The 21,507-nt window shown below is 57.3% G+C and carries 17 protein-coding genes and 1 pseudogene; 11 read left to right on the top strand and 7 right to left on the bottom strand.

Features of this window, described 5'->3' with window-relative positions; all coding sequences use genetic code 11:
- The first annotated feature begins 22 nt into the window (after positions 1–22).
- The 7 genes from GC165_11695 (at position 23) to GC165_11665 (ending at position 8,691) form a co-directional block, all read left to right on the top strand.
- Positions 23–604: a hypothetical protein gene (locus GC165_11695; protein MBI1333528.1), complete on the top strand. Its 582-nt coding sequence runs from the start codon at positions 23–25 to the stop codon at positions 602–604.
- Positions 605–866: 262 nt separating this feature from the next.
- Positions 867–953 carry a K(+)-transporting ATPase subunit F gene (gene kdpF / locus GC165_11690; protein MBI1333527.1) on the top strand — a complete coding sequence of 29 codons (87 nt, stop codon included), beginning with the start codon at positions 867–869 and terminating at the stop codon, positions 951–953.
- Positions 947–2,674, top strand: coding sequence for a potassium-transporting ATPase subunit KdpA (kdpA, locus tag GC165_11685; protein MBI1333526.1), 1,728 nt, complete (start codon positions 947–949; stop codon positions 2,672–2,674). The genes kdpF and kdpA overlap by 7 nt, the downstream gene beginning before the upstream one ends.
- Positions 2,674–4,731 (top strand): potassium-transporting ATPase subunit KdpB, encoded by a 2,058-nt coding sequence (gene kdpB / locus GC165_11680; GenBank protein MBI1333525.1) that lies wholly within the window; start codon positions 2,674–2,676, stop codon positions 4,729–4,731. Before kdpA ends, kdpB begins: the two co-directional genes overlap by 1 nt.
- A complete protein-coding gene (gene kdpC / locus GC165_11675) occupies positions 4,728–5,306 on the top strand; it encodes a potassium-transporting ATPase subunit KdpC (protein MBI1333524.1) in 579 nt (192 codons plus the stop codon). Before kdpB ends, kdpC begins: the two co-directional genes overlap by 4 nt.
- Positions 5,307–5,351: 45 nt before the next feature.
- Positions 5,352–8,006, top strand: a complete 2,655-nt coding sequence (locus GC165_11670; GenBank protein MBI1333523.1) for a DUF4118 domain-containing protein — start codon at positions 5,352–5,354, stop codon at positions 8,004–8,006.
- Positions 7,999–8,691 carry a response regulator gene (locus tag GC165_11665; protein MBI1333522.1) on the top strand — a complete coding sequence of 231 codons (693 nt, stop codon included), beginning with the start codon at positions 7,999–8,001 and terminating at the stop codon, positions 8,689–8,691. The genes GC165_11670 and GC165_11665 overlap by 8 nt, the downstream gene beginning before the upstream one ends.
- A 42-nt stretch (positions 8,692–8,733) precedes the next feature.
- Here GC165_11665 and GC165_11660 read toward each other — a convergent pair whose 3' ends face one another.
- The 4 genes from GC165_11660 to GC165_11645 all read right to left on the bottom strand — a co-directional run bounded on the left by GC165_11660 (position 8,734) and on the right by GC165_11645 (position 12,955).
- Entirely contained in the window at positions 8,734–9,804 is a 1,071-nt protein-coding gene (locus GC165_11660) for a DUF4352 domain-containing protein (GenBank protein ID MBI1333521.1), read from the bottom strand.
- A 95-nt stretch (positions 9,805–9,899) separates the two neighbouring features.
- Positions 9,900–10,751, bottom strand: a complete 852-nt coding sequence (locus GC165_11655) for an ABC transporter permease subunit (protein ID MBI1333520.1) — start codon at positions 10,749–10,751, stop codon at positions 9,900–9,902.
- Positions 10,752–11,630, bottom strand: coding sequence for an ABC transporter permease subunit (locus tag GC165_11650; GenBank protein ID MBI1333519.1), 879 nt, complete (start codon positions 11,628–11,630; stop codon positions 10,752–10,754).
- Positions 11,627–12,955, bottom strand: a complete 1,329-nt coding sequence (locus tag GC165_11645; protein ID MBI1333518.1) for an extracellular solute-binding protein — start codon at positions 12,953–12,955, stop codon at positions 11,627–11,629. The genes GC165_11650 and GC165_11645 overlap by 4 nt, the downstream gene beginning before the upstream one ends.
- A gap of 106 nt (positions 12,956–13,061) precedes the next feature.
- Here GC165_11645 and GC165_11640 point away from each other — a divergent pair, with 106 nt between their 5' ends.
- Together GC165_11640 and GC165_11635 are read left to right on the top strand one after the other, a co-directional pair.
- On the top strand, positions 13,062–15,584 hold the full coding sequence (locus tag GC165_11640) for a DUF1553 domain-containing protein (protein ID MBI1333517.1): 2,523 nt from the start codon (positions 13,062–13,064) through the stop codon (positions 15,582–15,584).
- Between the two features lie 2 nt (positions 15,585–15,586).
- Positions 15,587–17,023 (top strand): DUF1501 domain-containing protein, encoded by a 1,437-nt coding sequence (locus GC165_11635; GenBank protein MBI1333516.1) that lies wholly within the window; start codon positions 15,587–15,589, stop codon positions 17,021–17,023.
- Between the two features lie 3 nt (positions 17,024–17,026).
- On the opposite strand, the gene GC165_11630 is transcribed toward GC165_11635, so the two are convergent.
- From GC165_11630 to GC165_11620, 3 genes are all read right to left on the bottom strand, one after another.
- Positions 17,027–17,623, bottom strand: a complete 597-nt coding sequence (locus tag GC165_11630; protein ID MBI1333515.1) for a PEP-CTERM sorting domain-containing protein — start codon at positions 17,621–17,623, stop codon at positions 17,027–17,029.
- A gap of 152 nt (positions 17,624–17,775) precedes the next feature.
- Entirely contained in the window at positions 17,776–18,747 is a 972-nt protein-coding gene (locus GC165_11625) for a hypothetical protein (protein ID MBI1333514.1), read from the bottom strand.
- An 11-nt stretch (positions 18,748–18,758) separates the two neighbouring features.
- The gene (locus GC165_11620; protein ID MBI1333513.1) at positions 18,759–20,501 is read right to left on the bottom strand and encodes a hypothetical protein; all 1,743 of its coding nucleotides are present in this window, start codon (positions 20,499–20,501) and stop codon (positions 18,759–18,761) included.
- Positions 20,502–20,544: 43 nt separating this feature from the next.
- Here GC165_11620 and GC165_11615 point away from each other — a divergent pair.
- Both GC165_11615 and GC165_11610 read left to right on the top strand, forming a co-directional pair.
- Positions 20,545–20,820 (top strand): annotated as a pseudogene (locus GC165_11615) (ASCH domain-containing protein).
- 95 nt (positions 20,821–20,915) lie between these two features.
- The gene (locus GC165_11610; protein MBI1333512.1) at positions 20,916–21,470 is read left to right on the top strand and encodes a PEP-CTERM sorting domain-containing protein; all 555 of its coding nucleotides are present in this window, start codon (positions 20,916–20,918) and stop codon (positions 21,468–21,470) included.
- Positions 21,471–21,507 lie beyond the last annotated feature (37 nt).

Raw genomic sequence — 21,507 nt, 5'->3', positions numbered from 1 at the left:
CAGCCCCACCAAGGAGACAACCATGACCCATACGATCTACGCATCGTTCCACAATATGACGGACGCTGAGCGGGCGATTGGAGCCCTTTTGGACCACGGCGTGAAACCGAAAGATGTCAGCCTCATCGCCAACGAGAGCCATTCCGGTCGCCTCTCAAATTACTCGGCTGGCGAGAATCTGAACCTCAGGGACCTTGAGATTCACGCCAAGACCGGCATCACGACCACCACGGGAGCCGACGCTGAATCGGGCGCCTTGGCGGGCGCAGGGGTCGGCCTCGGGGTCGGGGTCGTCGCGGCCCTCGCCGCCGTCTTCCTTCCTGGAATCGGAATCGTGCTTGGTGGAGGTGCATTGGCTATCGCCATTGCCGCCGCAGCGGCGACCACCGGAGCAGGTGTCATCGCGGGAGGTGTGGTTGGTTTCCTGAAAGACCAAGGTGTCCCCGAAAACGCCGCCTATGAATTCCACGAAACGGTTGAGAAGGGCGGTGCCCTCATCGCCATCGGCATCCAAGGCATGCTGACCAACTATGAGGTTGAGAGCCTGCTGGCCAAATATCACGCTGAAAATATCAGCCGGTACAGCCCAGCCCTCAAGCAATAACGACTTTGGCTCCCTCTCTCAAGTCAAAGACCCAACTAACACTCCAAAACGAGCCCCGGTTTGTTTCCCACTCCAAACTCGGGGCTCTCACCTTTCTTGACGAAATCTTGACGTCGCTCATTCGGCCTTGACACGGGCTTGCAGTTCGCCGCCGCCACTCTGAAGGCATGAGTGATCTCGCGGCAATCGGCGGACTTATCCTGCTTGCCTTCGCATCTTTGGCCCTCATCAAGGGGTGCGAGCGTCTAGGAAAGGGACAACCATGAGCCTGTACCTCGTTGCAGGCGTCCTCTGCTTGCTCCTCCTTATTTATCTCTTCTTCGCAATGCTGAAGCCGGAGGCATTCTGATGTCGGGATGGATTCAAATTGTCCTCTACGTGGCCGTTCTCCTGGCTTGCGCCAAGCCTCTTGGGGTTTTCATGGCCCGAGTCCTCGACGGAAAGCCACACTTTCTCCTCAAGCCGCTGGGATGGCTGGAGGGGCTTCTGTACCGGCTTAGCGGCGTCGATCCCGACCGGGAGCAGACATGGAAGTCGTATGCGGTCGCCGTCGTCCTATTCAATCTCATCGGTGCAGTCGTCGTCTATCTTCTTCAGCGCCTCCAAGGATTCCTACCGCTTAATCCAGCCGGAATGCCTGCCGTCACAGCGGACTCGTCCTTCAATACCGCCACCAGCTTTGCCACCAATACCAACTGGCAGGGTTACGGCGGAGAATCGACGATGAGCTACCTCACCCAAATGGTCGGTCTTGGGGTTCAGAATTTCGTCAGCGCCGCAACCGGAATTGCCGTTCTTGCCGCGCTGATCCGTGGCTTACGGTCACGCGAGTCAAGCAAACTTGGAAACTTTTGGGTCGACTTAACCCGAAGCACGCTCTATATCCTGCTTCCTCTTTCCCTGCTCTTTGGCGTCGTGTTGGCCAGCCAGGGCGTGGTTCAAACCTTCCATCGGTACGAAACCGCTAGTCTAATCAACCCAATCAAGGGTGCCGACGGCAAAACGGTTGCGGATCAGACCATCGCGGTTGGACCCGCCGCATCGCAAATCGCGATCAAGCAGTTAGGGACGAACGGCGGGGGCTTCTTCAACGTCAACTCAGCCCACCCCTTCGAGAATCCGACCCCACTTACCAATTTTCTCGAATGCCTCGCCATCCTATTGATTCCCGCCGCGTTGTGTATCACGTTCGGCGAGATGTTGAAGGACCGCCGACAAGGGTGGGCCATTCTCGCCGCCATGACGATCCTCTTTGCCCTTTTCCTCATTCCGTGCAACATCGCGGAGCATGGTGGAAACCCCATGTTCAAGGACGTTGGCCTCACAACAACCGCGAACTGGGAAGGCAAGGAATCACGGCTCGGCATCGAAAATTCGGCCCTGTGGGCGGTGGCCACCACCGCCGCCAGCAATGGTTCGGTGAACTCGATGCACGACTCGTTCACGCCACTCGGCGGCATGATGCCGCTAGCCATGATCCAGCTTGGCGAGGTCGTCTTTGGCGGCGTCGGCTGCGGTCTCTACGGAATGCTGATCTTTGCCATCATTGCCGTGTTCATCGCCGGACTCATGGTTGGCCGCACACCCGAGTACATCGGTAAGAAAATCGAGCCGTACGAGATGAAAATGGCTTCACTCGTCATCCTCATTCCCTGCTGTCTCGTGCTGTTGGGAACGGCCATCCCCCTCGTCAGCGGGGCGGCCCAGACTAGCATGAGCAACCCCGGCGCGCACGGATTCAGCCAGGTCCTGTACGCCTACTCCAGCATGGGTAACAACAATGGCTCGGCGTTCGCTGGCTTTAACGCCAACGTGCCTTTCCACAATTTCCTTGGCGGCATCATCATGTGGATCAGCCGATTCTGGATCATCATTCCCGTCCTTGCTATCGCCGGATCGTTGGCAAAGAAGAAGGTTGTGCCCACCGGACCGGGAACTTTGCCAACCCACACCCCCCTCTTCGTCATCCTCTTGTGCGGAACCGTTCTCCTCGTTGGGGCTCTCACCTTCGTACCCGCACTCGCTCTCGGTCCAGTCGTCGAACATCTTCAAATGGCTGGTGTCAAATAATGTCCAATCAATCTCAAGCCATGTTCGATGGCGCTCAGGTCAAGCGAGCCGTCATCGACGCTCTTCGCAAATTAAATCCGCGCCTTCAAGTGAAGAACCCGGTCATGTTTGTCGTGTTCGTCGGCTCGATTCTCACGACTGGTCTGTGGATTCAGTCGCTTGTCGGAAAGGGCGAAGCCTCCCCTGCATTCATCCTTTCCATCGCCCTGTGGCTCTGGTTCACGGTTCTCTTCGCGAACTTCGCCGAAGCCATGGCCGAAGGTCGCGGAAAAGCACAGGCCGACGCCCTCAAGAGCGCCAAGAAAGATGTTCCGGCGAAAAAACTCTCCTCTCCCCAAGATCGATCGGAATTTACATCGGTTTCGGCCAGCGCCCTTCGTAAAGACGACTACGTACTCGTGGAAGCTGGTGACTTCATCCCCGGAGATGGCGATGTCACGGAAGGAGTGGCAACGGTGGACGAAAGCGCGATCACCGGCGAATCCGCGCCGGTCATTCGCGAATCCGGCGGCGACCGCAGCGCGGTCACCGGCGGCACGCGGGTTCTCAGCGACTGGATCGTGGTCAGAATTTCGGCCAATCCCGGCGAGAGCTTCCTGGACCGAATGATCGCGATGGTGGAGGGCTCCAAACGCCAGAAAACACCAAACGAAATTGCCCTAAGCATCCTGCTCTCGGCGCTAACGATCGTCTTTCTCTTGGCTTGTGCCACCCTCATTCCCTTCTCGCTCTACGCCGTGCAGTCGGCCAATCAGGGTCAGCCCGTGAGCGTGACCGTCATCGTCGCTCTGCTCGTCTGCCTCATCCCCACCACCATCGGTGGACTCTTGAGCGCGATCGGCATTGCCGGCATGGACCGGCTCCTGCGCAAAAACGTCATCGCCACCAGCGGGCGTGCGGTCGAGGCGGCAGGTGACGTGGACGTGCTCCTCCTCGACAAAACCGGCACGATCACGCTAGGAAACCGGCAGGCATCCGAGTTCATCCCGGCCCCAGGTGTCGCCGAAGTAGAGTTCGCCGAGAAGGCTCAACTGTCCAGCCTGGCCGACGAAACCCCCGAGGGACGGAGCATCGTCGTGCTCGCCAAAGAGAAATATGGAATCCGGGGCCGAGAGGTCGCGGGCGAACATTTCGTACCTTTCACGGCCCAAACCCGCATGTCCGGTGTGAATTTCGAAGGGATCGAACTCCGGAAAGGTGCCCAGGATGCCATTCGAAAGTGGGTCGAATCGTCTGGAGGCACCTTCCCCAGCGAAATCCAGGCCAAGGTGGAAGAGATTTCGAAGGCAGGCGGCACCCCGCTGGTGGTGGCTGAAAACGGCAGGGTGCTCGGTGTGATTTACCTGAAGGATATTGTCAAAGGTGGCATCAAAGAACGATTTGCCGAGCTTCGCCAGATGGGTATCAAGACCGTGATGATCACCGGCGACAACCCGATGACGGCGGCGGCCATCGCGGCTGAGTCCGGCGTCGACGACTTCCTTGCCGAGGCCACTCCCGAAGCCAAGCTTAAGCTCATCCGTGAATATCAGGAAGGCGGGCGACTCGTGGCGATGACCGGGGACGGCACCAACGATGCCCCCGCCCTCGCCCAAGCCGATGTGGCGGTAGCGATGAACACCGGAACCCAGGCCGCCAAGGAGGCGGGAAACATGGTGGACCTCGACAGTAATCCGACCAAACTCATCGAAATCGTTGAGACAGGCAAACAGCTTCTGATGACTCGTGGCTCACTGACCACCTTCAGCATCGCTAACGACATTGCGAAGTACTTCGCCATCATTCCCGCCGCCTTCGCCGTTACCTATCCGCAGTTGCGGGTTCTGAACATCATGGGCCTGAAATCGCCCGAGAGCGCCATCCTCAGCGCAGTGATCTTCAACGCTCTGGTCATTATCGGGCTGGTTCCGCTCGCCTTGCGAGGCCTCAAGTACAAACCGGCCGGTGCCGACAAAGTGCTGAAAGAAAACCTGCTCGTTTATGGCCTTGGCGGCATCGTCGTTCCGTTCGTCGGCATCAAGCTGATCGACATCATCGTCGGATTGTTCTTCAAATGAAAGACCTTATCATCGCGATTCGCATTTTCGTTGTTCTCACGATTCTGACTGGCGTTCTCTACCCCCTCGCGGTCACGGCCATCGCCCAAACCGCTTTCAAGAGCCAAGCCAATGGTTCGCTGATCGTTAGCAGAGGAAAGGTGGTTGGTTCCAGACTCATCGGCCAGCCGTTCGATGAGCCCAAATACTTATGGGGACGCCCTTCGGCCACGTCCCCGACGCCCTACAACGCGGCGGCATCCAGCGGAAGCAATCTTGGCCCGACGAACCCAGCGCTGAAAGACCGGCTGACTGCTTCGGTCAAGACCTATCGCGACGCGGACCCCTCGAACACCGCTCTGGTACCAACCGAATTGGTGACTTCCTCGGCAAGCGGGCTCGATCCGCACATTTCCGTCGAGGCAGCCCTGTACCAAGTACATCGCATCGCCAAGGCGCGCGGTCTACCTGATGCCACCGTCAAGCGGCTTGTCCTGGATCACACGATTGCGCCGACTCTCGGCGTTCTCGGCGAGCCGGTGGTCAATGTTCTCGAATTCAATTTGGCCCTCGACGATCTCAAGTCTGGCTCATGAACCAGAAAATGGTAACTTTCTGCAGTAAACCTTGCTGGTCCATCCATGTCTGACATTCGCCCTGACGCCGACGAATTGCTCGATATCGTCGCCGAACACAAGGTTCAGCGAGCCAAGGGACGCCTCAAAATCTTCCTCGGTATGGCCGCTGGCGTAGGCAAAACCTATAGCATGCTGTCCAATGCCCAAGAGGCTCGTGAGAGGGGGCAAGAGATCGTTATCGGCTATCTGGAGATGCACGGCCGCAAAGAGACCGAAGCGCTCGCCCAGAACCTTGAGTCACTGCCCCCGCGCGTCATTGAGCATCGTGGAATCGAGATCAAAGAGTTCGATATTGACTCGGCCCTAACCCGCAAGCCAGAGATTGTGTTGGTGGACGAATTGGCCCACACCAACGCGCCCGAATCGCGCCATGCCAAACGTTTTCAGGACATCGAAGAGCTTCTGGATGCCGGAATTGGCGTTTGGACCACCGTCAATATCCAGCACATCGAGAGTCTGCGCGACGTCGTCGCCCAGGTCACCGGCATCTTCGTCCAGGAAACCGTTCCAGACTCATTCATCGAACGCGCTGACGAGATCGAGCTGATCGACATTCCGCCCGAGCAACTCCAACAACGCCTACAGGACGGCAAAATCTATGTGCCCGAGAAGATCGAGCAGGCTCTGCAGGGCTTCTTTAAGAAAGGAAATCTTCTCGCGCTTCGAGAACTCGCCCTGCGTCAAACCGCCGAGCGGGTCGATCAGGAACTCCGCAAAACTAGATCGCTCACCAAAACGACCGAGCCGTGGCACGCTAGCGAGCGCATCCTCGTTTGTGTCGCCCCCAGCCGAATGGCGTCGAAAGTCGTCCGGGCCGCGCGGCGGCTCGCCAACAGCCTCCACGCCGATCTCTTAGCCGTCACCGTCGCCTCCTCTAGACAGGCAGGCATCGGCACCCAAGCCCAAGCCGAAATGGATGCCGCCATGCGCCTAGCCGAGGAGCTAGGCGCCAAAACCACGACCCTCGCCGGCGACGACATCGTTTCCGAACTCATCGCCTACGCCCAACAAGAGAACGTCACGACCATCGTCATGGGCAAGCCGGTTCGCCAGCGATGGAAGGAGATTGTTTTCGGGTCGGTGGTGGACCATACGGTGCGGAGCAGTGGCAATATCGACGTTCTGATCATCACCGGCGATGAAGCATCGGGCACGCCCTTGCGACGATCTCAACGAGAAGGTGCATGGAGCATCAAAGGTATCGCCGAAACCATCCTGCTCGTCGCATTGGCAACCGTTATTGGTCACTTTATCGGCAACGAAGTTCGCCACGCGAACATCATCATGCTGTACCTGCTGGGAACGTCGATTGTTTCGGTTCGCCACACGCGCCGGGAGGCCATGCTGAGCGCCGTTCTCGCCGTAACCTGCTTCAACTTCTTCTTCGTTCCGCCCATTCACACGTTCGCGGTCAGCGACGTTCAGAATGTTCTGACTTTTGCCGTCATGCTGGCGGTGGCGCTGATGATTAGCTCGCTCACATCGCGTCTGAAGGAGCATTCGCGGGCGGCGTCCGATCGCGAACGTAACACCGCCGCACTGTACGATCTCAGCAAAAAGCTGGCGGGCACGCGAAGCAAAACCGAAATGGCGCAACTCGCCATCGACAAAATTCGCTCCCTCGTTGGGGCCGACTCTGCCGTTTTACGAATTTCAAGCGCGGGCCTCTTCGGGCCCTTGGTTGCGTCCGAAAACGGGTTTGAGAGTACGGAAAAGGAGCAGGCGGTGGCACGATGGGTTGTGGATCACGGCAAGCCGGCCGGAGCATCGACCGATACGCTCTCCGGTGCCGAAGGCTTCTACCTTCCCCTCGCTGGATCGGAGGAGACTTTCGGAGCATTCGCCGTCCAACTTAGCGACCGCGAACTCGACACGTCGAGTCGCCACCTAATCGAAGCGGTAGGAAGCCTGCTTTCGACCGCGCTGGAGCGCGCGTTCTTCGCCAAGGCCTCTCATGTTGCCGCCCTGAAGGCCGAGACGGAGCGACTGCGCGGAGACCTTCTCAGCTCGGTCTCTCACGACCTGCGCACTCCGCTGGCATCCATTCTTGGCGCGGCGTCGATCTTAAAGTCGAATGCCGAAGCGACGGCCAAACAGCAAGACTTGGCATCGGTGATCGTCGAAGAATCGGAGCGAATGAGCCGGTTGGTTCAAAACCTTCTCGACATGACGAGGATTCGAGGCTCCATCGATCTCAACTACGACTGGCATAATCTGGAAGAGATCGTGAACGCCGCCATTCTTCGCACTGAATCCCTGTTCGACCATCCCGTCTCGGTCGAGGTGGAGGGTGGGCAATTGCTTGTGCGAGCCGATGGCGTGCTTTTTGAGCAGGTGATCGTCAACCTGCTCGAAAACGCAAGCCGCCACGCCGGACGAGACGCTCACGTTCAAGTCACGATTCGTCAGGCCGGATGGTCGGCCCAACTCGACGTCATCGACGATGGGCCAGGCATCCCTAAGGAAGTTGGCGCGCAGGTTTTCGAACGGTACAGAGGGCGATCCTCGGCTGGCTTTGGCCTCGGGCTAGCGATTTGCAAAGCCGCGGTCGAAGCCCATCAGGGCCGAATATCCATCGTCCCCACGAAGGTCGGGGCCGATTTCCGCATCGAGTTCCCTCTTGAACCTGCCCCCACTAAATCGGAGGGCCGTGAATAACCCGATCCGGTTCGTCGTCATCGAAGACGAGGTGCCAATCCGTCGGTTCCTGCGCGCCAGCTTGGGCGACGACGAGGCGACCTGGTACGAGGCCGCCACCGGCGAAGAGGGAATCCGACTAGTCGCGCAAAAGAATCCAGAAATCGTTCTCCTGGACCTCGGCCTGCCGGATATCGACGGCCTGGAGGTCTTGCGCCGCATCCGCGAATGGTCGACTGTACCGATCATCGTCCTTTCGGCTCGGGGGAAGGAGAACGACAAGGTGGGAGCCCTCGACCAGGGTGCCGACGACTACTTGACGAAACCCTTTTCAGTCGGTGAATTGATGGCGCGTGTGCGAGTGGCCTTGCGACATTCCAAACCCGCCCCCGATGTCGCCGTCTTCGAGGCCGGCGATCTTCGCGTCGACTTTGCCGCCCGCGTCGTCGCCCTTGCGGGCGAAGAGATTCGACTGACCCAGATCGAATACAAACTGCTGTCGATTCTTTGTCAACACGCCGGTAAGGTCGTGACCCAAAAGCAACTCCTGACCGAAGTGTGGGGTCCTGCATTCGAAGACTCGACCCATACTCTTCGCGTCCATATGGCCAACCTGCGGCAAAAAATCGACTCGGGACCGGGCCAACATCGCCTGATCCAAACCGAGACAGGAGTCGGATACCGACTCCGCCCCGATGAATGCTGAGCCCTGGTCGATACCCCAAACAAACGACCGTGGGCCCGCGTTCTACTTAGATAAGTCGAATGCCCAGGTGTAGGCCTCGGACGTGGCGCGTAGCCGAAACACGGTCGCCTTCGACTTTTCGCTCATCACAAACACCCACCGAACCGTGTAGGTGTCGTCGGGATCCATCTGCCGCCCTGTATCCGCCTCTTCGTTCGATGATGCCTTGAGCACCTTCGCCGCATGATACTTCTCACCGTCTGCGTCGACCAAGACGTTGTCGTCTGTGTCCTGTGCATCGAAATAGCTAGCCTTGTCGCCCCAGATGTTCTTGGCTTGAACGGTCACCACCACGTACTGCTTGCCATCTTCCAGCGGATTATCCGGGTCAAGCGCTTCCTTCGTGGTCGTGACACCCGTGACCTTGAACGAAAATTCGCCCGAAGGAACTACGTCTCCGATCTTTGCGAGCCCCGCCTTGAGGGCGACCGCACCCGTCGGGTCGCTTGGATCAGCCACATTCTTCGGGAGCGGTGCGATGATGTTCTTCGGGTCAGATTCTTTGTCAGTGCCTGCCATCAGGAATCGCACGACCTCTTCGTTTTTGCCCAACCGAGGCTCGTTCAAGATGATCTTCGTGATCTTCGCGTCAAGGGGCACCGGGAAGCAAACTCGAAGGGGATCCTTGAGTTCCGGCTGCCCAATTCCCTGCCCTGGCTTCAACGTACGGTCCATCGACTTGATCCCATTGCTCTCCAGTTGGGTCGCGCAAGAACTGTATTTAGCCCCCTTATCGTCAAAAACCGAGATCATTTGGTCGATGCCGCCGAACCACATGTCGTCGTGCGTCGCGTTCTTTAGCGAGAAGTCGATGACCAGCAGTTTCTGGCCACTCATCGCCAATGAGTCGCCGTAGCAGAGGAACGGCTGAACCGTGTACTTCGCGCTAATGAACTGAAAGTTCCAACCGCTCTTGAGGCTGTACGTTTCGCCAAAGCGAGCAAAGCCTCCCGCGAGTTGAGACTGTCCTTTCGTCTCGTTCTTCGGTTTCTGGCCAGTCTGCGCAAAGGAGGCGCTCGGCAGAGCCATAACCATGGCGGCCAAAACGGCAAAAGTCCACGATTTCTTCAACATGCCAACCAGTATAACTCCAAAATATAGAAAACTATATTACAGAATATAGAAAAGTTAACCTTGGCATGAAAAGGCCATAAGTTGAAAGTCAAGGGTTACTTGATGCCGGTGATCGAAATGCCCTTGATGAACTGCTTTTGGCAGAAGAAGAACAGGATGAGGACCGGCACGACCACAATGCTCGTCGCCGCCATCAGGAGATTCCAAATGGTTCCACCCGCGTGGCTGTGATAGAACTCCAACCCTAGCGAGAGCGTGAATGTCTCCTGGCGGAGCAAGTAGATGAGCGGACCTAGAAAGTCGTTCCAGGTGCCCATCAACGCAAACAGCGCAACGACGGATAACGCCGGTTTACTGAGCGGCAGGATGATCGAGCGGAAAATCTTCCACTCACCCGCGCCGTCGATGCGAGCGGCCTCGGATAGCTCGAACGGAATCGTCTTGAAGAACTGCCGCAAGAGGAAGATCGAAAACGCGCTGCCGAACCATGCCGGAACCCACAGCGGCCGATACGTCCCGATCCAATCCAGGTGTTTGAAGATCGTGAAGGTCGGCACCATCAGCACCGGGAACGGCACCATCATCGTCGCGAGGGTGATCGCAAAGATGACATCTCTTCCCCACCACCGCAGACGCGCAAACGAATACGCCACGATCGAATTCGAAACCACTGTGCCGATGACCACCAAGGCCGCCAGCATGAGCGTGTTTTCCGCGTAAACCAGGAACGGAATGTAGCCCAGCTTGTCCGAGCCGTATGTGATCGCCTTCCAAAAGTTGTCGAACTCGAAGTGCGAGGGAATCCACTTCGGGGTGGTCGTCATCGTCTCAGCGATTGGCTTGATCGCCGTGTCCAGCATCCATAGGAACGGGAAGATGAACAGCACCGACAGGAAAATCAGCACGAAGTGCGTGAGTATCGTGATGTGCTTCTTGTGGTTCTTCATCTAAACGCCTCCATAGTGGACGTGACGGTTACTGAGCTTCAACGCCAACAGTGTCAAGATCAAAATAACGATGAATAGCACCCATCCCATCGCGCTCGCGTAACCCATGCGGCTATACAGGAACGCGTTGTCGTACAGATATTCCGAGTAGAAGTAGGTCGAACGCGCCGGACTGCCACCCGGGAACATGATGAACGGCACGGCGAACACCTGGAGCGAACCGATGATGCCCATGATCATGTTGAACTGGATCACTGGCGAGATCATCGGCAAGGTGACATTGCGCGTCTTCTGCCACGGCGTCGCTCCGTCGAGTTCCGAAGCCTCCAGCAAGGATGTTGGAACGTCTTGCAGGCTGGCCAGATAGATCAACATTGCATTGCCTACGCCCCAGACGCTGAGCAGAATCAGAGCCGGTTTGGTCCACGCCACGTCGCTCATCCAGTTCGGCCCTTTGATGCCGATCACGCTCAGCGCGTTGTTGATCACGCCGTAATCGCCGTTCAACAGCCATAGCCACAGCATCGCAAGCGAGACCATCGGCACCAATGAGGGGATGAAGAAGATGGTCCGGTAGATGGCCATGCCCTTGACATTCGTATTCAAAAGCATCGCCAAGGCGATGCCAATGACCATGCTGAGCGGTAACGAAACCGACGCGTAAAAGATCGTGTTCTTGACCGTGATCCAAAAGACTTCGTCGTGGAAGAGTTCAGTATAGTTGGCCGTCCCCACCCACACCGGCGGTCGCAAAACCGAATAGTCGCAGAACGAGAGGTAGAGCGACATCAGCAACGGATAGAACATGAACGCTGACAGGCCGAATAGCCACGGAAGGGCAAACATAAAACCCGCCCGTCCCTCTCGCCGACGCATCATAGACCGGCTTTCCTCCGCGCTTCCAGGCGATTCCGGTACAAGTCCAGCTTCGGTTGCATCCGCGCCTGAACGTACTTAATCGCCTCTTCCGGCGTCATTTGCAAAAGCGTTACTTCGTCCATCGCGTTCGTAATTTCCGCCTGGTACTGGGGCCAAATAGCCGTTTTGGGCGTTGTAAACGCGTTCGGACTATAGGCCATGTCGTCGAAAAGCTTGATATACGGGTTAGCGTGGGTCTTCCAAAACCAATCCGACTTTTTGCGGAGCGGCGAGGACTTCTTCTGACCCCAGCACAGCTTCTCCATTGGCCCTTGCTGTTGGCAATACACCAGGAATTGGATGGCCTCTGCCCGGTGCTTACACCCCTTCAGCAGGACAAATATGTCCTGGTCGATGATCGTATGCCCCTTCAGTTCGGGATGATCTTTCGGATACGGAAACGGCACCGCGCCCCAATTCAACTTCGGGTTGGCGGCTTGGATGAAGTTGTTCATCCACACGCCCTGGACCTCCATCGCGACCTTGCCCGACATAAAGGCGTTCTGAGGTGACTCGAAAGCACCGAACCCGCTTCGATACGCCTGAATCTGGCCCGGACCGAACCGCTTGCTGAACGACGCAACCCACTGAAAGGCTTTCAAATTCTCGGGGGAATCCATGGTGATTTTCGAATCGCCATCCCACAGTTGACCACCGAAATAGGGTCCCCAGCACCAATTCCACCAGCCCGGTTCACCTGGCAGAAATCCCGCCATCACCACCTTGCCGTTTTTCACCTTGGTGATCTTATTCACCATCTCGTCCATCTCCTCGATAGTTTCGGGCGGATGGTCGTACCCGGCCGCTTTGAGGATGTCCTTGTTGTAGTGGAGCGCTACTGTCGCCGGAGTAGCTGGTAGAGCATAGACATGATCCTGGTAATGCACCACGCCCCAGTCACCCGGAACATACTTCTCGTCGGTCAGTCCGTTTTCCTTGCAAATTTCGTCGAGTTGTTCGATCGCGCCCGCGTCGGCAAATTGGGGCAGTTCCGAGCCGCCGATCAGCGAAATCTCCGGCGGAATGCCCGCCGCAGTGCTAATCAGCGTCTTTTGGCTGTTGCCCGAAACCGACAAAAGATCGACGAAAATCTTGTTTTGAGACTTGTTGAAGTCATCGACCACGCCCTTAAACGCGTCGAATTCGAACGAGGACCAACCAACCCAAACCGCGATGTGGGTTCTGGTCTGATCGTCGGGCGGATGGCTCCGTAGCTCAGTCCCAATGAGAGCCAGGGTCACGAGCGAAAGCAGGATGGGGGTTACAAAGTCGCTCAGTTTTGGCATCGTTGGGAAAACCGTCCCTTCATCATAACAAACGAATTCAGGTGAACGCAACGCTGAATTTCTCCTTTACGCGCAGATTTGAACCTGCGATAATGGGGATATGGCAATGGGGCTTCGACGGATCGGCTTGCGTCTGCCCCAACTTGGGCTGGCCGCTTCCCTTCCCATCGCCCTGCTCGCCAGAACCCAAAGCAAGGTCGATTTCACCCACGACGTCCTACCGATCCTGCGCGCCCACTGCACCCAATGCCACTCTGGCGACGCGCCGGACGGTGGTCTTTCTCTGGAGTCTATCGCCGCCCTCATGAAAGGCGGTACTAGCGGCAAAGCCGCGTTGGCCGGAAAGGGTTCGGCGAGCCTATTGATCCTCCGCATCGAGGGCAAAGGCGGCAAGCCTCGCATGCCGATGGGCTTCGGGCCGCTCAAACAGAAGGATATCGACACCATCAAAGCGTGGATCGACCAAGGCTGCCAGGCCGGTTCGGTCGACGAACGCAAACACTGGGCTTACATTCCACCGGTCAAGCCGTCCGTTCCCATTCAGAGAAGCAAGTGGACCCGAAACGAGATCGACGCCTTCGTTCTCCAGCGCCTCCAAGCCAACCATCTGTCGCCTTCTCCCGAAGCCGACCGTACGACCTTGATTCGTCGCCTGACTCTCGATCTCACCGGATTACCGCCGACTCCGGCCGAAGTGGACGCTTTCAACATCGACCGCTCGCCAAACGCCTATGAGAAAGTGGTCGATCGCCTACTCGCGAGCCCGCACTACGGTGAAAAAATGGCCCTACCGTGGCTAGATGCGGCCCGATATGCTGACAGCAACGGCTTCCAGATGGACGGCGACAACTGCCAGTACGTGTGGCGTGATTGGGTGATCCGCGCCCTCAACACCAACATGCCTTACGACCAGTTCACCATCGAGCAACTGGCGGGCGACCTCTTGCCAAACCCAAGCCAGGACGACCTAGTCGCCACCGGCTTCAACCGAAACCACATGCTCAATGGCGAGGGCGGCGCAATCCCCGAGGAACAGCGCAACGTCGGGCTCTTCGACCGGGTCGATACCACTTGCACCACTTGGCTAGGTTTGACCATGACCTGCGACCGGTGCCACGACCACAAATACGACCCATTCAAGCAGAAGGACTACTACTCGCTAATGGCGTTCTTCAACAATCTGCCCGAGACCGGCGTCCCAACCGACAACGACGGCAAGATGTATGTCGCCAAGCCCTGGATTTACGCCGGAACCCCGGAAGACATGGCGAAATTCCACAGCCTTTCGAATGACTTGGACACGGCCAAAAATGCCGCCAAACCCTACGAGGATAATGCTGAATCGCAGTCGAAGTGGGAGCAAACGAGCCCGAAGACGGGAGACAAAAATATCGACGGCATTTTGGCCATCGCCGCCGACAAACGCACCAAGGATCAGGCGGGTGCTCTGCATAACTACTTCCTCGATCATGCCCTGCCCGAGCCTGGAAATGAACTCAGAAAGCGCTGGCAAAGTCTCGAAAAGCAGTTCAACGACGTGAAATCGAAGCTCCCGAAAGTGATGGTGATGTCCGATGCTCAGCCCCGCAAAACCTTCATTTACTCGCGTGGCGACTACACTTCGCCTCTCGATCAGGTTCAGCCGAACACTCCAGAATCGCTTCCGAAACCTGCGCAAACGCCTAAGAATCGATTGGACCTTGCAAAGTGGATTGTCAGCCCCCAAAATCCCCTCGCTGCCAGGGTCGCCGTGAACCGATACTGGCAGATTCTCTTTGGGAAGGGCCTCGTCCGAACCCCCGAGAACTTTGGGGTACAAGGCGAGCCGCCGACACACCCGCTCCTGCTCGATTGGCTCGCGGTGGACTTCCGCGAGCATGGCTGGAATGTCAAGCGACTGGTCAAACAGATCGTCATGAGTGCGACCTACCGCCAATCATCCAAGGTTTCCAACACCCTCCAGAAAGAAGACCCGGACAACCGCCTCCTCGCCCGTGGAGCCCGGTTCCGCATGCCGTCGATGGTCCTGCGCGATGAGGCCCTGGCCGCCAGCGGGCTCCTCAACCCCACCATGTTCGGCAAACCGGTCTATCCCTATCAACCAAAAGGCATCTGGGACGGGCTCAACATTACCGACGAACGAGACTTCAGCTATCCGCAGTCGAAAGGAGCCGATCTTTATCGCCGAAGCATCTACACATTCTGGCGGCGCACCGTGGCCCCTGGCGACATGTTCGACGCCTCCAGTCGTCAGGTCTGCACGGTTCGGGCTTCGCAGACCTCCACTCCACTTCACGCCCTCACGACCCTCAACGATGTGACTTGGGTTGAGGCGGGCCGCGCTCTCGCTGAAAGCGTGATGACCACGATGCCCCAGACCGACCAACGGTTGAAAGAAATGTTCCGCCGAGTTCTTGCTCGCCGCCCGGACGCCGTCGAACTGAAGCGCCTGCAGCAGTGCCAGCAGACAGCCGAGCAATACTACAAGACCCACCCGAAGGACGCCGAAGCCTATCTGACGCAGGGCGACTCGCCGCCTGATGCCAAGCTCGACCAAGCCCAACTCGCCTCCTTCGCCGTCACCGGCCTGATGATCCTCAACCTCGACGAGGCCCTGACCCGAGAGTAGCCATGAACCCCTTCTTCGAACGCGACCTCCGCCTCACCCGCCGACAGCTTTTCGGCAAGGCCGCGACCGGCGTCGGTGCTTGGGCCCTCAATTCCCTTCTCGCCCAAGATGCCTTCGGCGTCCTTCAGACGCCAGGCAAGCTCCCCGCCAAAGCTAAGCGCGTAGTGGTTCTTTGGCAGGGCGGCGCGCCGTCGCAAGTCGACCTATTCGACTACAAGCCCAACCTCTTCCAGCATCGCCTCGAAGAGCTTCCCGAATCGGTGAGGGCCGGAAAAAGACTCTCGACCATGACGAGCGGCCAGGCGCATTTCCCCATCCTGCCCGCCATCAAGCCGTTTAAGCAGTACGGAAACTCCGGCATGTGGCTCAGCGAGATGCTCCCGCACATTGGCGGCATCGCCGACGACATCACCCTCATCAAGTCGATGCACACCGACGCCGTCAACCACGCGCCGGGCGTTACCCTGTTCCTGACTGGTAGCCAGATTCCCGGTCGACCGAGCATGGGGGCGTGGTGCGCCTACGGCCTGGGAAGCATGAACGAAGATTTACCCGCCTTCGTCGTCATGACCTCCGCCGACGAAAAGAAGACCTGCGGCCAGCTCTTCTATGACTACTATTGGGGCTCCGGCTTCCTACCCTCCAAGTTCCAGGGTGTGCGGTTCCGAAGCGAGGGCGACCCGGTACTCTACCTCACCAATCCGCCCGGAATGCCGCCCGAGCTTCGGCGCAAAGTCCTCAACGACATCCAGGACCTCGACACCAAGCGTCATGAGGAGTACGGCGACCCCGAAATCGAAACTCGAATATCGCAGTACGAGCTAGCCTTCCGTATGCAGACCAGCGTGCCGGAGCTGACCGACATCTCGAAAGAGCCAAAGCATGTGCTGGAAATGTACGGGCCCGACGTGGAGAAGAAAGGCACTTACGCCCACAATTGCCTGCTCGCGAGGCGGCTCCTGGAACGCGGAGTGCGGTTTGTCCAGCTTATGCACTCGGGCTGGGACCAGCACACCAATCTTGATACCCAGCTTGAACTCCAATGCCGTGACACCGACCAGCCTTCGGCGGCGCTCGTCAAAGACCTCGCTCAGCGCGGACTTCTGGATGACACCATCGTGCTTTGGTGCGGCGAGTTTGGGCGCACTGTCTTCGTCCAGGGCGACGTCAACAAGCCCAACGGCCACGGGCGCGACCACCTCGGCTCGTGCTATAGCCTATGGCTAGCGGGCGGCGGATTCAAGCCCGGCACGGTCTATGGCCAAACCGACGACTACAGCTACAGTGTGACCGAGAACGCCATGGATGCCCACGACCTCGGCGCGACCATTCTGCACCAACTTGGCATCGATCACGAGAAGCTGACCTATAAATACCAAGGCCGCGACTTCCGACTCACGGATGTCAGCGGCCAAGTGATCAAAGGCGTGCTCGCCTAACGACTATTTGCGTCGGCGTCGAACGAGCGCCAATGCGCCGAGACCCAAAACGGCAAACGATGCAGGCTCGGGAACCGGACTTCCGAATACCGTGACAGCACCATCGGTATCGTTGAAGTTGTTCCAGGTTGCACCGCTATCGGTGGAGAAAGTTAAGTCGGCACTGTGGCCGTCGTTGGTCTGACACCAGGCGCCACCGTCATCGTCCGTGTCTGGCGTGACAGTGATGAAGTAGGTTCCCGCTGTCAGCACTGGATTCGTCACCGAGTTGAGGAAGTACTTCGTCGGATCGGGCGTGGTGGTCACAAGGAAGGACTCCATCACTGACCCCGGCATTCCGCCGCCATCCGAACACAGGTTCACTCTGACATTCGAAGCCGCGTGCGTTGCAAACAGCGCAATGTCGATCTCGGTCAGGACGTAAGTTCCTGGCGAGGTAAAGGCGCGCCCCATGGACTGAGTGTTGTCGACCGTCCATCCGGTGTTGGTAAAGCCCGGATCGGTGGCGCCAAAAGTGTTCAGAAGAACATCTGCGTTCGCTACAACGGCACTACCCAAAATCGCCGTCAAAACCAACGGCTTCAAAATAACCTTTTTCATGTCTACTCCGAAAGAATAGAAAGAAGAGCCGACAACAGTTCGCCGGACAGACTCCTTTCCAAGACCAATTATAAGGCTTTGAATCTAATTTGACCAGGAAAGGGCCAAAACCCGGTAACGGACGCTTTGGAAACGGTGCCGAGAGCCACCGTCTAACGGCTCCAGCGAAAGTCGGCTACCAGCATCCGATGATCGGAATTCTCGGTCTTTACCACGAAGGCATTGACCGGCGTCAGCGCTGACGAATGCCAAATCTGATCGATCCGCACCAGGCACGGATAGGGATTCACGCAGGTAGCGCCGTACCCTCGGCCCACCTGAGCAAACGTATCGCCCAACCCCTCCACGATCGGTTTCTGAACTCCCATATCTGGAGGCGTGTTCCAGTCTCCCCCGATCAAATCGGGCTTCAATCCAAGGTCAGCCAGCTTCGTGGCCATTTCGGCTACCTCCTTCCGTCGCCCGCTCCGATTTCGCGAAAACTCTTGCCAAGCCTCGGGGTTGAAGAAATCGATCCGCATGCACGGTGGAAGCAACCGCAGACTGACAATATCGAGGGAATGCCCCTGGGAGTCCTTCCAATGCGCGCCCACAAAGTCATTGGTGTACTTTGCCGTCACCGGCGTCACCGGCCCCCGAACGATGATCGAGGCATCCGGCCCCGGAATGGCTACTCCTTCGTCACCAAAGAACTCTTTCGCCAGATTCGCGACTTGATTTCGGTCCGGCGACTCCTGCAAAAGAACGATATCAGGCCGATACGCTTTGATCTCCTGCGCCGCCGCCACCGTTCCGCCTGCACAGTTGAGTGAGACGAACCGCAGGTCGTGCGGTCCAGTGGGAACCAGCATGCGCGGGTAAGACTTAGCTTCGTCGACGAACATCAGGGCAAAGACGAGCCAAAGCGCGACGAGCGGCGACTTCCCTTTGCGAGCAAACAGTGCGAAAACCAATCCAACCGCTCCCCACGTCCAGGCGGGCCAGACGGTCACCACGTAGTTCCAGTCGCTCCGATTGGCGTACAAAAGGGTCCAAACGATCAGCCAAACAACCGACCACCATGGAGCAAGGCGTCGCCTCTTCCGTGGTTTCGAATCCTGTTCTTTTGGTTTGGACTTCCGCAATCGTCCGGCTCTTATCCTCCCCCAAGGTCGGGGAGAATATGCTTATCGACGCGGAACCGAGTCTGCGACGTTCCGTTACGGACGAAAATTGTGTACTCACCGCTCTCTCGAGCCGTAAAATAAGTCGCTCGTTTGTCGCCAAACTGCGCCAAAAACGGCTGGACCCAATCTCCCTTCTCGTCATAGAGGTCAAAGGACTCTCCCCGCATAATCGTCAACAGTTGGTACCGGGTTCCCTTCTCCACTTTCAGCCGATAGGTTCCCATTGCCTGCCCTTCCTGGTACTGAATCGCCTTGCCCAAGGTCAGCTCCTCCGGCTTGGCCAAATCGAGGTGCATCGAATAGGTGCCGCTTCCTCCACCTTCGGGCGAAGTGACCACGACCAGAAACGTCTTATCCTCACCGTAGCGCAGCTTGGCCTCCGGCTGGTGGTTGCTTCGATTCATGAACTCCGAACTCTGACCGATGAGTTCGGTAAGGGTGAATACCAGTTCAAAGCCCTTCGCGCTGCCCACGAGGCGCTGAATTTCGGTGCGCCTGCCATGGATGAGATAGAAGTGGGATTCCCCCAGCGCAAGAGTGCCTTCGACAGATGTGCCCGGCGTCCACTCTTTCAGATCGAACGACCGCTTGATATCGACGTGCGCGGGCTGCTCCGACGTGTTGGTGAAAACATAGCACTCTTCGGTCGGATCGCAATAGACTCGGTACTGGTCACTGAGGTCGGTGATGTGGGTCCGATACTCCTTGATCTGCGGACTCTGCGATTCGGCATGCGCCAAATCGGGTGGAGTTAGGGCTTGGTACGAGAAGTCCACCGACTTCGTCGGGATCGTCCATTGGGTTCGCGCAATATCGCCTTTGGCGTTGTTATACAGCACCACGCTTGTCTCCTTCGGCTTCAAGTCGATACTTGTCGATTCAAGTTTGCCTGGCTTTCGCACCGTAACTTCCCCCAACCTCAGATTCAGGTTGCCTGACTGACCCGGCGCATCGACCAGAAGGTAATAATCGCCATCCCTTTTGGCTTGGAACAGGGTCAGCGACCCGGTGGCGTTGGTGAACTGACGAAAGTCGTCCTGCTTCACGCCGGTCGGACCAACGAGGTTACTCCGAGAAAGCGAAAGTCTCCGCAGGGCCTCGCTGGAAAAGGTCTGGCGCAAATCGTAGGTGTGATCCTTCTTGGCAGTGAGATGAATAGCGATTCGATTCCCACCCTTTTCCGGCTTCGCCTCGTGGCTGGAGACCTCGTTTAGGCTCTCCCCCATGCCGACATCGACGGTATCCAGAGTCTGCATATACAGGTCGAACCGCCCTCCCGCCGTGCCATGGTAGTTCTGAACGATTAGCTTGTACTCATCGTCATCCTTGAACTGGTACATCACAAACGGGGACTGATTGCCCGGATACTGGTCGTCGTTTTCCACGAGCGTCTTTCCGTCCTTATCCACCAGCTTCAATGCGGGGTCGAAAACGTCGCTTCGCACGGTTGCGAACATCGTCTTGCCTTTCGATCCCTTAAACGTCCACTCGACGCGGTCGCCCTGAGTCAGGATCATCGACTTCGTATCCCATTCGTTGACATTCAGATTTGCGGGTGGATAGGACAGTTCTTGCTCGCTCGAAATGTTAGAGCCTAGAAATCCGCCTCCACCAAATCCGCCTCCGGCACCACCTTGCTGGGCGCTAGCGAATGAAACAAGAATAGAAAGTGTGAGCGCCGCACTGGCGCATCGTCCCAATTGATTCCCCATACCGTTCTGACGCGAAGGTTCGCAAGAGGTAACGTCTGGGTTCATGGTATTCGCCAAACAACTGTGAGACCGGGTCCGCTCGGGCGAAATCACGCTGTCCGTACGGATATGGATGACGCCGCGAGTCAAGGTCGGCGGCCGTTACCCCCTGTTCCCAGGTTGGATCGTGGTCGAGTCGATCGAAGAAATCGGGTTCGAGGAGATCACCGAGGAGATGGCAATCGAATCTGGCTTCGCGTCGTTTAAAGATCTTCTTGCCACCGCCAAACATGGCCGTGGTGAACGAGTCTTTGTGGTTCGCTTCAAGTATCAAGATTAACGGTCCATTCACTCGTCGTTTTCTGCATTGCCCAAGTAAAAGAATCGTGATAGTCTATACGAATTAGGCGAGGGATTCGCCACGAGGCTTATTTCATGAATCGCAAATTAGGCTTGGTTAGTGCTCTTGTCATACTTTCGGCTTTCTCGTCCGCGCAACGTGCCCCGACCGCCTCATACACAGTTTCGGGCGCGGCTGGAAATTGGGACTTGAACTTTACGCTTCAGAGCCATTTTAATGCCGGTGAAGGCGACTTTTACGTTTTCGGCGTCTTCCTTAGCCCAGGATCTACTATTGATGGTTCGCCTGGAATCTATGGTCCTAACCCTCAATCGCCCTGGAACAATGCAACGTACGGCGGTTCCAACACGAACTATAACGTCAACTGGATCGACTTTTCAGGCACCACTGGTCCTACTCCAGGCGCATACGTAAGCGGCTTTGTTGCTCATACCACGGATGTAGTGGCACCGACCTCGGTTCAGTTTTATGCCTTTTCGGATAACGGAACTTATGGTGGCACCGACTACATTAATTTCGATTTCAATCCGGGTTTTGAAGGGGTTGCCGTCAACGGTGTTCCTGAACCTGCTTCCCTTACAATCTTCGCCGTAGGGTCATTAATGATGATCCGTCGGCGACGCAAATGACGCAAGACTCGATGCCTGGGTTGATTCAAACCTCTAG

The organism is Armatimonadota bacterium, from assembly GCA_016125185.1.
Classification (GTDB): domain Bacteria; phylum Armatimonadota; class Fimbriimonadia; order Fimbriimonadales; family Fimbriimonadaceae; genus Fimbriimonas.
The sequence above is the reverse complement of the archived record's forward strand: the minus strand, read 5'-3'. Positions and strand labels throughout refer to the sequence as shown.